We start from the raw sequence: 12,765 nt of genomic DNA on the forward strand, positions 1-12,765 counted from the left end.
CGTGGCCGGGGGAAAGCTGGAGACCGACCCGAGGGAGTGTCTCGGCTGATGGGCGGTACCTGAGAGATGCCGCGCCTGGGGCGCGGACTGCCCCCGACGTGTAAGACCAACCGGCGACGGCGCACTCCTGGGTGCGCCGACTTGATCCCAGTCTGGCCCAATCCGGCCCCTTCGCCTAGCAAGCCGATACAGTCTCCCCAAAACCGATAGCGAAGTTCGGCCTGGAGTGCCTTGCCCTGAGACGATGCCGAAACGGTCCGGTAGTACGGTATGGCAGTCCCCGACCCGGGACGAGGTGGCGTGGGAGTATTGCCGGTGATCGAAGGGTGCAACGGCGCTCCGGGCGTACTTCGCCCGGACTGGTGTATGCGCAACCGTCAGGCGTTCTGCCTCGCAGGTGGCAGCGACGGGGTCGGTTACTGGTGGCATGGCAGACGCACTGCCAGGACGTGTCACCGTGGACCGGGACAGGAGGCTAACGTGAAGAAGCTGTTGCAGGGTATCGGTTCGCCTACTCAGTTCATCACTCATCTCGGCTGCATCAAGGCCTGCCTCGACTACCTCGGAGTGCAGGTGCCCCTGGCCTGGCTCTACGGTGGCACTGGTCACGCCTTCATCAACAACATCCACAGGGACCTGTGCCCCAGCGGGCCCACCGCCTGGCGCACCATTATGCTCTCTCAGCTGGCGCCAAACCTGGGATACCGTACGCCGTGCGTCTTCGGCTGGAGGGATGAGCTGGGTGAGTCGTTCCGGGACAAGCAACGGGAGGCCTACGACTTTACCCGCACCGCCATAGACTCCGGGATCCCGTGCTTCGGTTGGCAACTGGAGGTTCCCGACTTCTACGTCATCTGCGGCTACGACGAGGTGGGCTACTACTTCTCGGGATACGGCGAATTGGGTAAGGGCCCGCTCCCCTGGGACTGCCTGGGCGGCTGGGACGTGGCCCTGATCGAGGTCTACCGGGTGGAGCTGGGCCCGCCGGCGCCGGATGACCGGGTGGTGAAGGAAGGGATCGAAGCTGCCCTGCGCTTCGCCGAGGGGCCGGAGGATTGGGTGTTCCCGGGCTACACTGCCGGGCCTGCTGGCTTCGAGCGGTGGGCAGAAGCGCTCCAGTCGGGGCGAGCCAGCCGCGACGGACACACCTACAACGCTCAGTGCTGGGGTGAGTGCCGGTCCTTGGCGGTGGAGTTCCTGGCAGCGGCCAAGGAATGCCTGCCCGGACGGTGTGACCGTGCCTTCGACGACGCGCGCGCCGCCTACACTCGGTCTCGCGACGCCCTTGCGGCCATGGTGGCCCTCCATCCGCCGCGCCAGGCGATGGACTTCAGCACGCCGTTGCAGTCCGACGAGGCGGCTGGCCTGGCCCGCGAGGTGGCGGCAGCGGAGCGGGATGGGCTGGCGTGCCTGGCGCGGATTGCCACCGCACTGTGAGGCCCCGTCGGGAAGGGCGAAGCCCACGTTCAGGCCTTGGCCCGGCGCTGGAGATCAGGAGGTTTTGAGCATGGAGGCCGATCCGGAGTTCGTCATCGGGCAGATGCGACTGCAGACGACAGAGCCCTTCCTCTACTTCCGCGTTGGTTCTGAGACTAGCAGAGCCGAAGCGGACGCGACGCTCGATGCCCTGATGGCCGAGCTAGATGAAGCCCGAGCCGGGTCTGATGCCTCGACGGAGGGGCCAGTGGTGCTGATCGCTCGCTTTGGCGACGAGGGCCTGTACCTCGAGGCGGGCCACCGGATCGGGCCAGAGGCTGCTTCGTGCGAGACCGCTCGAGTGCGGTTGGTGGAAGGGCGCCGGTGCGCCTCTCTGCTCTACTGGGGTAGCCTGGAGCACTATGCGAAGGCTCACGAGGCCCTGGTGCTAGGTATGCGGCAGGCCGGCCTCACTGGGGCTGGCGAGCTGCGGGAGTGGTATCTTCAGTTCGAGGGCGATAGCTCCCCCGACAACGTCATGCTGCTGCAGTACGTCCTGGCGGAATGAGGCCGGCCGGGACCAAGGAGGCTTCGGATGAACGAGACTGGTGCCGTCCCGAGTCGGTCATGGCGTCGCGTACTGGGCGGTGTTCCGCGAGTCGCTTTCTACGGCGAGATGGTGAAGTCGGGCGCGGAAAGCTGCCCTGAGGACATGACTCTGCCCTCCTGTCTGCGCTCCCTGGTGCAGTACCTGGGAGAGCCATGCCTGGGCTGCCGGCACCTGCCGGGCGGTGATTGCGACCCGGCCTATGGCTGCGGGTACGCCTTTTTCATGGGCGTCTCCGGCCAGGGGTTCATGCTCAACTGGAACGCGCAGCAATGGGAGTTCGGCAGCGGCAACGCTCTGACCCTGGCCGACGATGCCATGGCGCCGGTCCGCTGGGCCCTGGAAGCCGTCGGCTACAGGCACGAGGATCTGGGCAATGCGGCACTGGACCGCGAGAGCCTGTTTCCTGCCCACGCCGACGAGGCGACCCTTCGCGCCCGCATCATCGAGAGCATCGAGGCGGGGCGGCCGGTCCTCGGGTTCGGTGTGGTGGGTCCGCCAGAGTGCTGCCTCATCACCGGCTACGACGAGGGCGGTGATGTCATCACCGGCTGGTCCTTCTTCCAGGGCTTCCCCGAGTTCGCTCAGGGGCTGGAGTTTGAGCCCGAAGGCTACTTCCGCAAACGAGAGTGGTTCGGCGACACGTTGGGCGTAGTGGTGATCACCGGTACGGCGGAGATGCCGGACCTGAGGGAGACCTACCGCAAGACGCTGGCCCACGGCCTGGCGGTGATGCGGGAGGGACGGGCTACGGGATCGTACACCTCCGGCACCGCCGCCTTCGATGCCTGGATGAATTCCCTCCTGCGGGACGAGGAGTTCGCCTCGGCGGGGATCGAGAGGCTCCGGACGATGCTCCAGATCCACAACGACGAGGTGGGCAACGTAGCCGAGTGCCGGCACTACTGCGCCGATTTCCTGGACGGTGCGAGAGATGCCTTACCCGCTGCCGCCGACGAGTTGGGCCAGGCCGCCGGGTGCTTCCGGGCCATGCACGACCTGATGTGGCGGGTCTGGGAGCAACTAGGCGGACATCCGGAATACACACGCATGGAGGAGGAACCGGCTCTCCAGTTGGCCCGCCCTGAAGCTCGGCGGCGGGTGGTGGAGGTCCTGCGCGTGGCTCGGGAGCGCCAGGCCGAGGCGGCGGCGCACGTCGAGGCGGCTCTCGGACTGATCCAGCAGGGAGCATCCGTGGCCAAGCCCAGGGTGGCGCCTCGAGCGGTGCTGGAGGGCGTGCCCTATGTGGGATTCGACGCCAGCCGCACCGGTGGGCGACCGGAGAACACCTATATGTGCGCCGCCATGAAGTCCGCTCTGACCTACATCGGGGAGCCCTGTTCCTACGAGTTCCTGATGGGCGTGTCGGGGGCGGCGTTCCGCTTGGCGTGGCACGCCGAGCGCTGGGATGGTGGCAACATATCCACCTTGCACATGGGGGACGATCCCACAGAGCACTATCGTCGAGCCTTTCGGGCGGTCGGATGGGACCCTTCGATCGCGGGCAACGTCCGTTGGCGGGACAACGAGCCTTGCGCCCCGCCCACGAGCGTCTACAGGGGTCCGGACTACCTGGGCGACAAAGTGGAGTACCGGGCCGAGGGCTACTTCCGGGAACGCATGGTCTACGACATCCGCTTCAAACGCTATCCCATGCTGGCCATAGGGGTGGTGTTTCCCCCTGAGTGCGGGGTCGTCACTGGCTACGACGAGGGGGGAGAGGTGCTCATCGGCTGGAACCACTTCCAGCACTTCCCCGAGAACGCTGAAGGCGGCAAGGTCACCTTCGAGCCCGGTGGTCAGTACCGCAAGCGCGACTGGTTCGAGGACACGGTGGCTCTGATCGCCTTTCACTACAAGACCACCAAGCCGCCTCTCAAGGACAGCTACCGGCGGGCGCTAGAGTGGGCAGTGAAGCTGGGCCGCACAGCACGCTTCGGGCAGTACTACTCGGGGCTCGCTGCCTATGAGGCCTGGGCGGCAGCCCTGGAAGGGGACGACGACTTCGCGGCAGCCGACGACGCCGGCCTGGCGCTGCGGTTGATGTGCCACAACGACGCCATCAACTGCCTGGCCGAGGGGCGGCGGTGCGCCGCGGCCTTCCTGCGGGACGGGGCGCGAGTCCTGCCGCAAGCGGCCGAGCCGCTGGAAGAGGCGGCCCGCCGCTACCTGGCCGAGCTCGACACCCTGGGGCGCATCGTGGCGGTGCTGGGCGGCATGGGGTGGGACCCATCGCACGCGCGGAGCCTGGCTCGGCCCGAAGCCCGACAGCAGATCGTGCCCCTCATCCGGGAGGCGCGGGCTCAGGACGAGGAGGCGCTGAGCCACCTCGAGCGCGTCCTGGAGGGTTGAGCTCTGGGCAGACCGGAGGAACAGACATGAGCGACGACGCCGCTGCCCTCGAGTACAGCGTTAGCGAGCCGCGGGTCAGCATCATGCGTGGCTTCCGGCACTTCTACGTCTCGGGACGGGCCAGCATGCCGAGGATCGAGGAGGCCGCAGGGGGACTCATAGATCGGCTGTACGCCGCCTACGGCCGGGCCAGGCACGGCGTGCAGCTGCCCGCTATCCTCATTCTCAGCTACGGCATGCCGGATGAGACGGGCGAGTTCGACCTGACGGCCGGGCTCAACGTGACGCCCGTTACCGAGGCGGTAGGGGAGGCTCAGGTCGAGGAGGTGAGCGACTCCCGCTGTGCCTCCGTGCTTCTGCGGGGCCGCCTGCGGGACCTGAAGGAGGCCCACGAGGCCCTGAATGCCTTCGTGCAGGACAAGGGGCTGCAGTATGGCCCTGGATTCCGGGAGTGGTACCTGTACTGGGAGGGAGAAGACTCCGCCAACAACGTCACCCTGATCACGTATGACCTGGCGGGATAGGCGCTCGGCTTGCCGGTGGTGGCGGGGCGGCGCTCGACCTGACCGCGTGCCGCGGGGTTCGCTGGCCAATCCTTCGATGGCGGCCACGAACCCGCTCGGGGCGAGCACCGAGATGCTTTGGCTAGCCAGAGCCTGCCTGAGGCGGCCGCCGTCGGGCGGATCGAGGTCGGTGGAAACCTGTCGTCCAGCGCGGCCGGCGAGGGAGCCAGCGGCGAGGTCTCATGGCGCGGACCCCGGCAGGCTGGAGTCGCCCGGTCAGGCCGCGTCGCGGCGCACTGGCTGCTGGAGGCGTGCCAGGCCTATGCAGCCGGCGTAGACAGGATCGAGTCGCTCTGACCGCAGTTGAGCTGCTGCAGGCGCGCGGTCGCGGTATGTCGTCAAACTAGGAGAGAAGATGAGCTCGCCAGTGACGCAAGCGGTGGCCTTTTGTGGCTACGTCTGCTCGGTGTGTCCGGGGACGGCGGATGGCTGCCCCGGCTGCAAAGCCGGAGGTGGGGATGAGGGATGCCCCGTCAGGGCCTGCAGCATCGAGCGCGGCCTGGCTGGATGCTGGGACTGTGCCGGGTTTCCCTGCGACAAGGGCCCCTTCGGCTCTGACGAGTGGCGCGGCCTGGCGACAGCCCTCACGGCGGGGGTGAAGCAGCACGGCGAAGCGAGGCTGGTCGGCCTGGTAAGGGAGCGCCTGGGCGACCCCCTGGAGTATGGCCGGTTCCGCGGCATGACCGCCGAGGCGATCACAGACATTCTGACGCGCTAGGGCGGCTACACGTCCCGGCGGATTTGCCGGAGCTCCTCAGGAGCTCAGGAGCTGACGCAGCCGACGGGCGACGATCTCCTCCTCCCCCGGTTGCAGGTTGTCGGGGTAGACGCGAATCTCGTCCTCGTAATAGGCGTCGTAGACTCGATCGGCGCTGCGGGAGCGAGTGCGGACGGCGATACGGGGCTCGCCCTGCAGCAGGCGGTGCACCAGGTCCTCGTACCCCAGACCCAGGGCTTCAGAGTCCCAACTCACGGCAGCCGTGGGGACCTGCTGCCCGATGCCGTAGGGCACTCTGCGCTCGGCCCGCACGTGAGGCAGGTCGGACAGGGCCGCGATGACGTGCGCCACTCGACGCTCCCAGAGCGCCATGTCGGCCTCATGGTCCCGCTCCAGGTAGAGCTCGACCGCTCGCACCAGGCCGGCGATGTCCTCCTTACTGGCCTTCATGGGCCGACCAATGGACTGGTGGGGGTTGTCGTTCAGACGGCAGGCCTCGACCAGGCCGGCACGCCCCAGAATGAGGCCGCTGGACTGAGGGCCGCGGATGGCCTTGCCCCCACTGAAGGTCACCAGGTCGGCACCTTCGTCCAGGAACCGACGGAAGTTCTCCAGCGGAGGCACTTGCGCAGCCCCGTCCACCATCAGGGGCACCCCGGCCCCGTGGGCCACCTCAGCCACCTGGGCCAGCGGGAGGCTTTCCCCGCGCTCGAAGCGCCCAGCGGTGTAGTAGATGGCGGCCACCGTACCGTCTATCGCCGCCGCCAGGGCCTCGGGGTCAGGGTCGACCGGGATCAGCGTCCCTCCTGCTTCGCGTACCGCCTGGTCGAAGGGGTTGCGGTGGGCGCGGAAGTAGAGGAAGCGATTGGGCATGCCTGTGGTGTCAGGCAGTTGGCGAATCCGGGCCGGATCGGTTGAGGCCATGCAGGCGGCCGCCATGACGGCGATACCCGCGGCCGCGCCCGAACACACGTGAGCTGCCTCCACGCCGATGAGCGTGGCGATGCGTCTGCCTGCTGCCAGGTGCAGCTCGTTGAGGTCCACGAAGGCGCGGGCGGCCTCGGCCATGGCCTCGACCACCTCGGGAGGCATGAGCGAACCACCCAGGACGGTCACCGGGCCGGAAGCATTGATGAGAGGTCGTACTCCTAACTTGGCGTAGATGTCCAATCCAGTGCGCTCCTTGTGAATCTGTCGGTGCGGAACCGAGCCCGGGGTCCAGCCCGGTCAATGCGCGTGAGAGCCGAACTCGCGGTAGTGGCGGCGGGGCTGGGAATGGAGTTCGCGTACCACCTGCTCCAGCCGCTCGGCGGCCAGTAGGAAGATGCGCTCGCCCTTTTCTGCCGAGGCCACGGTAGCGTCGCCCATGGTGCCAGTGTGGTCGCGGGTATCGCGCCGGCGTTCGGCGAATCGGGCGAAGGAGCGCAGCTCGGGGCTGAAGGGGTTGGGAAAGACGTCGGCGTTGATGCGACCTCGGTCTATCAGGTGCTGGCGTAAGTAGAGCTGTACTGAGGTCTCCCATTCGCCACCGTGCCCGACGCTCCCCGCGTCGGCTTCGCTCCAGGTGGCCATCTCCGGCTCCACGGACTGCCACCAACTGTAGGCCACCAGGAAGATGTCTTCCTCAGAGAGGGTATCGCGTACCACGCGGTTGGGTGCGTCGTTGCCGCCGTGGCCATTGACCACCACGATGCGGTGAAAGCCGTTGTCATGGATGCTGCGACACACATCGCCGAGCAACTGAAGATAGGTCTCGGGCCGAAGGCTGATGGTACCGGGGAAGCCCTTGTTGTAGTGGGCCAGCCCGAACCACACCGGCGGGGCTACCAGGACGGGGAACTCCGTGACCCGCTGGGCGACTCGTACGGCCAGGTGCAGCGGGATGGAGATGTCCACGTCGGCGGGGCAGTGAGGCCCGTGTTGCTCGATGGAACCCGTGGGCACAATCACGACGGGATGCCGACGCAGGGCCTCGTCGAACTCGTGGCGCCATAGCTCCTGCCACAGGATCTTGCGATTGGTGCCATCGTACGAGAACTGGAACAAGCTCCCCCCTGTTCGGCTGACTTGTCAGGCTGCTGCGCCCATGATTGACTCAAGGCTGGCCTTCGTCAAGCAAGGCCACGATGAACCGCAGACGGAGCCGATGGGAGGCTGACCAACGCTGATCGAGGATAGGGGGACCAGCACAGTATCAGCATCATCTACGCCTCATGCTGGTCTACGCTACCAGGAGGCTGGACTAAGGGTCTTGGGGCTGCTAGGCTGGGGCCACCACCCCGCCCGCCCCACGCGGGCGGAACCACGCATGCACTTGGAGTTGGCCATGGGCAAGAGCACTGACGTGCGCGTAGTGGGAGCTTCGCTCTACCTGCTGCCGGTGGAGACCAGGGTGCCCCTGAAGTTCGGACCGGAGACGCTGACCGCCGTGACCTGCGCCCGGGCGCAGGTCACGGCGGTGGCCGACCGACAGGGCCGAGAGGCTGTGGGCTGGGGAGAAACCCCTCTGAGTGTCCAGTGGGTCTGGCCTAGTGCTCTCTCGTACCAGGAGCGGCACGAGGAGTTGGTCAGGCTGTGCCGGGACCTGACGGTTGAGTGGGCCGGATTCGAGGCACGCGGACACCCCATCGAGGTGGGCCACGCCTTCCAGCAGCAGGTACTGCCGGGCTCGCTGGAGCAGATCAACCGAGAGCGCGGGCAGGGCGCAGAGCCGATGCCTTGGTTGGCAGCCCTGGTGTGCTGCTCGCCTTTCGACATAGCCTTGCACGATGCCTACGGCAAGCTGGTGGGGCGACCCGTCTACGAGACCTATGGGCCGGACTTCATGAATGCCGACCTCTCCGCCTATCTGTCCCCGGCCAAGGGGGCGGACGTCAGTTTCGATGGCCGCTACCCCCGGGACTACCTAGTCTATCCCCGGCCAGACCGCCTGCGGGCCTGGCACCTGGTGGGGGGACTCGACCCGCTGGAGCCATCGGATCTCACCGGCAGCGAGCCGGACGACGGCTATCCCGTGCTCCTGCCGGACTGGATCGAGCGGGATGGGCTGAAGTGCCTCAAGGTCAAGCTGCGAGGCAACGATGCGGCCTGGGACTATGACCGGCTGGTGCGGGTGGGCATGATCGGTGAGGAGCAGGGTGTGGAATGGCTGTCGCCGGACTTCAACTGCACCGTCACCGATCCCGCCTACGTAAACGACATCCTGGACCGCCTGCGCGACGAGCACCCTCGCATCTATGGCATGGTCCTATACGTGGAGCAGCCGTTCCCCTATGAGCTGGAGAAGCACCCCATTGACGTCCACAGCGTGTCGGCGCGCAAGCCGCTGTTCATGGACGAGAGCGCCCACGACTGGCACCTGGTGAAGCTGGGGCGAGACCTCGGGTGGACGGGGGTAGCCCTCAAGACCTGCAAGACTCAGACCGGAGCCCTGCTCAGCCTATGCTGGGCCAAGGCCCACGGTATGACCCTAATGGTGCAGGACCTGACCAATCCCATGTTGGCCCAGGTGACCCACGTGCTCCTGGCTGCCCACGCCGGGACCATCATGGGGGTGGAGACCAACTCCATGCAGTTCTACCCCGAGGCCTCGAATGCGGAGGCGAAGGTGCATCCGGGCCTGTACCAGCGCCGGAACGGCGAAGTGGACCTCTCCACCATCCGAGGGGCCGGCTTCGGCTACCGGCTCGAGGAGATCGAGAGGGAACTACCCGAACCGGTAGTCTGGTAGAACGCTGATGACGCTGATGGGACGCCGATCTGCGCTGATCAAAGAGAGAACGACAGAAGGTCAGCGTGAAAGGGCGCGCCGGGACAAGCCTGGCCAATCTCGTGAACTGAGAGGCGTTCACCATGTGGAGTGCCCGTTTGGCATGCGGCCCTGCTAGCGTCGGCGGGAGTAATCCTGCTGGCGGCGAAGCCTGGCAGAGGCGAAGGCGTGAGCCGTAGCCCGAGCGAACCCGTTTCGGCCTCGTCACGCTGACAACGGTGGCCAGCCTTCCTGATAAGGTGAAGCCTAGACGCCTGATGCATATTGGCTGATGGTGGCCGACGGACAGAACGGGCAGGAAGGTTGCGAGTGCTAGTAGCCCAGACCCGTATCAGGGGTGCTGGCATGGAACTCGAAACCTTCCTGACCACATTTCACGTTGTCATCGATGATCTCTACAAGGAGCATGTGCTGCCCAAGATGCCATCCCGGGGTGGCCCGCCTGCCAGACTCAGCGACAGTGAGGCGCCTTGCCTTGGCCCGGCGGCCCAGTGGCGAGTGGGCGTGCCTTGGCGGGGTGAGCGTGGCTTTGTGCGCTACGCCTGCAAGCACCTGCGCCACCCCTTTCCCGGCATGGCCAGCCAAACTCCCTTCAACCGCCGCCTGTGGGGCGCTTTCATCTTGATCGGGCAGGCAGTGGCCCAGCATGCCCCCACTGAGGAGTGTGAGATGATCGACTGCGTCCCCGTGCCCATCGCCCGCGGCGCTCGGTCCTTCCACCCGGGCTGGCTCAGTGATATCGCCCGCCGAGGCAAGGGTGGCAACGACGGTTTCTTCCATGGCCTGCGTCTCCTCCTGGCGGTCAGTGCCAGGGGTCTCATCACGGGCTGGACCATGGCCAGTGGGAACGTGCAAGACCGGCGGCTGGCGGAACTGCTCCTGTCAAGCCGCGCTGCCATGCCCCAGTTAGTGGACCCAACCCAGGCGGAGGGCATGCCGCGCCTGGCTCCGCCCCAAGAGTGGGTGGGGCCGGTGCAGAGCTGCGGCACTGACCAAGAGCGGCTTATCGTCGCCGACCTGGGCTCTGGTGGTGATGACTGGCACGGCCGCTGGCAAGATGACTATGGCGCCACCGAGCTCACAACACCAGAGTGTGATCGCCGCTTCGCCAGACGCTGGTTCAGCACCATTCGCCAGGCCATCGAGACCGCCTTCGCCAACTTGTGCGGCAGCTTCGGCCTGCACTCTCCCCAAGCCCACACCCGCTGGGAGCTGCTTGCCCGAGTCGCTGCCAGAATGGCCGCCTACAACGTCGGCATCTTGCTCAACCGCCTTAGCGGCCGCCCCGACCTGGCCATTCCCACCCTCATCTGCTGATCGGGCTGCGCTGCCTCCATATGCATCAGGCGTCTAGGAGCGACACGGCCCGTGCGGTTAGGGAGTGGTCGATCCTCTCCCTCGGCCGCGGTCCCTCTACCCGCCCAAGGACTGCTCCCATCCTAACCCAGAAAGGCGCACTTGGAGCCATCTAAACAAGAACGTGGCGGCCAACCGGCTCTACGCCTTCATGTCCGACCTGCTGGTGCAGGTCCACGCCCCCTTTTTGGCGGAGGTAACTCTCACACAGGTTCCACTTCTGGCGACTGCGCCAACGACGGAGGCTACTTCTTTGGTACCTACTCTGCCGCAAGTCCATGGTTGTGGTGGGTCAGCCGCAGGCGTGCCGTGACAGCCTTGTCAGGGCCGTTCAGGTCAAGCACGCAGACCTGTGCATACAGGACGTCGGCACCATTCCAGTCGGCAAGCTCTATTTGGGCGCTTGACTTCTCGAGGCCGGTCACAGGAAGTATCGCGTGTCCGAGCTGACGGACCAGAAGAATATGAGGCTTGTCTCTTGAGGCTGCCGGGTCGGCCGGTTGGCAGGGATTGCCGTTGTAGACGGTCACCAGAGCCCTGGCCACGTCGAACACACCCCGGTTGCTTATGTCCAAAAGCAGGCGCGGCCTTCCGTCGTGATCGTCGAGCCGTGCAACCGGATCGATTGCCAGTCTCTGGGTCAACTGGCTGTCCTTGAGCGAGACAGCGGCAGACGCGTCCAGAATGCCATGGCCCAGGTATCGGTCCCACCCTACCCCCCTGGCGGTGTTGCGCATCACTTGTCGCACTTGCTCACCGGTGAACCCTGGATACTGAGAGAACACAAGCGCGGCCACTCCACCGGCGAAGCCAGAGGCCATGCAGCCGCCGCTCATGAAGATGTAGTTGTCATCCCCGCCGGTCCCTCTCACCTGTTCGCCCTCCCCCTGGTCCCGTGAGCCAGACGGAGCCGTCACCTCGACGTAGTCCGAATCGGGGGCGATGTTGGCAGCCACGCCCTGTCGGCTGCTGGAGCCCACGGCCATCACGGCATCCAGCGCCGGCACAGCTGCCGCCACCCGCCGGCCGCGGTTGTCACAGACCCCTTTGACTATGAGGCAGCCGGCGCTGTAGGCCTGTTCGTAGGCGCGCCGTAGTCGCGGGTTGTCGTGGGGGTAGGCAAAGTCCGTGCCCTGGTAGAACCAGGGAGTCCCAGTCTCTGACTGACCGTGGATGTAGCCGTGCGGCTCCACTATCACCTTGGCCCCGTGCTCAACAGCGTAGTCTACGGCTCGCCACCAGCTCTCTGTTTGGCCCGTAGCGTAGCCCACCCGCAGGACCATGATGGGGCACTCTGGGGCCACTGCTGCCACCTCGCCCACCACGAAGGAGTGGTGGCCGCGCAGGTTCTCAGAGGACTCTTCGCCTGGGCCGGCGTACTCCAGGGATGCGTCACCATCGGCGAAGTCCCACCCGTGGATATCGCCTCTAGTCGGCCTGGGGTTCACCCACAGATGGCCTCGGTGGTCGGGGTGGGGCCGGTAGCCCAGGTCCGACACCGCCACCACGACACAGCGGTCACCCCGGGTGATCTGATGAGCCTCTGGCACACGCAACTGCTCCAGCGCCCAGGCATACGGTGGTTCTGGCGCCTCCGATCTCGGTCTACTCCCCATCACCCTCGCCTGCCTGTAGTGACAACGTGCCCGGGGAACCGCAGCAGGGCCCTCACGGCATTCCCAGTCTGGTCAGCGCAGATAGCTCCCCTATGCCCGGTTTCTGTCCGCCACCGTCCGCACGATCTCCGCCGCCAACTCGCAGTGCTCGGGCTGATACCGGGCACAGATACTGGACCAGCGGATGAAGTTGGCCAAGAAGGCTTGGGCGTTGGGGCAGTCCTCTCCCCGGTAGCGGTACTCCCGCGAGGCCGGGGGCATGGAGTAGGGGTACTCCTTGCTCTCCGCCTGCCGCTGCAGGAAGGTGCAGGCCTCGGGCATGAGGTAGTAGCGACCCAAACCCGCCCCGGGAATCCCTTCTTCCGCCA

At 66.3% G+C, this 12,765-nt stretch carries 11 protein-coding genes; 7 read left to right on the forward strand and 4 right to left on the reverse strand.

Annotated elements, in window-relative coordinates:
• Positions 1-480: 480 nt before the first annotated feature.
• From HPY83_11705 to HPY83_11725, 5 genes are all read left to right on the forward strand, one after another.
• Entirely contained in the window at positions 481-1,437 is a 957-nt protein-coding gene (locus tag HPY83_11705) for a hypothetical protein (protein NPV08609.1), read from the forward strand.
• A 70-nt stretch (positions 1,438-1,507) separates the two neighbouring features.
• A complete protein-coding gene (locus tag HPY83_11710; GenBank protein NPV08610.1) occupies positions 1,508-1,984 on the forward strand; it encodes a hypothetical protein in 477 nt (158 codons plus the stop codon).
• A gap of 27 nt (positions 1,985-2,011) precedes the next feature.
• Positions 2,012-4,375 (forward strand): hypothetical protein, encoded by a 2,364-nt coding sequence (locus HPY83_11715; protein NPV08611.1) that lies wholly within the window; start codon positions 2,012-2,014, stop codon positions 4,373-4,375.
• A gap of 26 nt (positions 4,376-4,401) precedes the next feature.
• Positions 4,402-4,899, forward strand: coding sequence for a hypothetical protein (locus HPY83_11720; GenBank protein ID NPV08612.1), 498 nt, complete (start codon positions 4,402-4,404; stop codon positions 4,897-4,899).
• 394 nt (positions 4,900-5,293) lie between these two features.
• Positions 5,294-5,656, forward strand: a complete 363-nt coding sequence (locus tag HPY83_11725; protein NPV08613.1) for a DUF3795 domain-containing protein — start codon at positions 5,294-5,296, stop codon at positions 5,654-5,656.
• 36 nt (positions 5,657-5,692) lie between these two features.
• Here HPY83_11725 and HPY83_11730 read toward each other — a convergent pair whose 3' ends face one another.
• Complete coding sequence (locus HPY83_11730) at positions 5,693-6,826, reverse strand: aminotransferase class V-fold PLP-dependent enzyme (protein NPV08614.1); 1,134 nt, start codon at positions 6,824-6,826, stop codon at positions 5,693-5,695.
• A 57-nt stretch (positions 6,827-6,883) separates the two neighbouring features.
• Complete coding sequence (locus HPY83_11735) at positions 6,884-7,702, reverse strand: creatininase family protein (GenBank protein NPV08615.1); 819 nt, start codon at positions 7,700-7,702, stop codon at positions 6,884-6,886.
• A gap of 280 nt (positions 7,703-7,982) precedes the next feature.
• On the opposite strand from HPY83_11735, the gene HPY83_11740 reads away from it, so the two are divergent.
• Positions 7,983-9,386, forward strand: coding sequence for a hypothetical protein (locus HPY83_11740; GenBank protein ID NPV08616.1), 1,404 nt, complete (start codon positions 7,983-7,985; stop codon positions 9,384-9,386).
• 384 nt (positions 9,387-9,770) lie between these two features.
• Positions 9,771-10,742: a hypothetical protein gene (locus HPY83_11745; protein NPV08617.1), complete on the forward strand. Its 972-nt coding sequence runs from the start codon at positions 9,771-9,773 to the stop codon at positions 10,740-10,742.
• 299 nt (positions 10,743-11,041) lie between these two features.
• Here the strand turns inward: HPY83_11745 and HPY83_11750 are convergent, their stop codons facing one another.
• Positions 11,042-12,331, reverse strand: a complete 1,290-nt coding sequence (locus HPY83_11750; GenBank protein ID NPV08618.1) for a S8 family serine peptidase — start codon at positions 12,329-12,331, stop codon at positions 11,042-11,044.
• A gap of 156 nt (positions 12,332-12,487) precedes the next feature.
• On the reverse strand, positions 12,488-12,765 hold a 278-nt coding region (locus tag HPY83_11755), incomplete at its 5' end, for a hypothetical protein (GenBank protein ID NPV08619.1).

This window comes from Anaerolineae bacterium, from assembly GCA_013178015.1.
Lineage (GTDB): Bacteria > Chloroflexota > Anaerolineae > DRVO01 > DRVO01 > Ch71.

What these genes read in the sequence shown, in the direction of transcription:
- HPY83_11710 (NPV08610.1), top strand. Translation starts at nt 1,508, where the DNA reads ATGGAGGCCGATCCGGAGTTCGTCATCGGGCAGATGCGACTGCAGACG.
- HPY83_11740 (NPV08616.1), top strand. Translation starts at nt 7,983, where the DNA reads ATGGGCAAGAGCACTGACGTGCGCGTAGTGGGAGCTTCGCTCTACCTG.
- HPY83_11715 (NPV08611.1), top strand. Translation starts at nt 2,012, where the DNA reads ATGAACGAGACTGGTGCCGTCCCGAGTCGGTCATGGCGTCGCGTACTG.
- HPY83_11725 (NPV08613.1), top strand. Translation starts at nt 5,294, where the DNA reads ATGAGCTCGCCAGTGACGCAAGCGGTGGCCTTTTGTGGCTACGTCTGC.
- HPY83_11745 (NPV08617.1), top strand. Translation starts at nt 9,771, where the DNA reads ATGGAACTCGAAACCTTCCTGACCACATTTCACGTTGTCATCGATGAT.
- HPY83_11720 (NPV08612.1), top strand. Translation starts at nt 4,402, where the DNA reads ATGAGCGACGACGCCGCTGCCCTCGAGTACAGCGTTAGCGAGCCGCGG.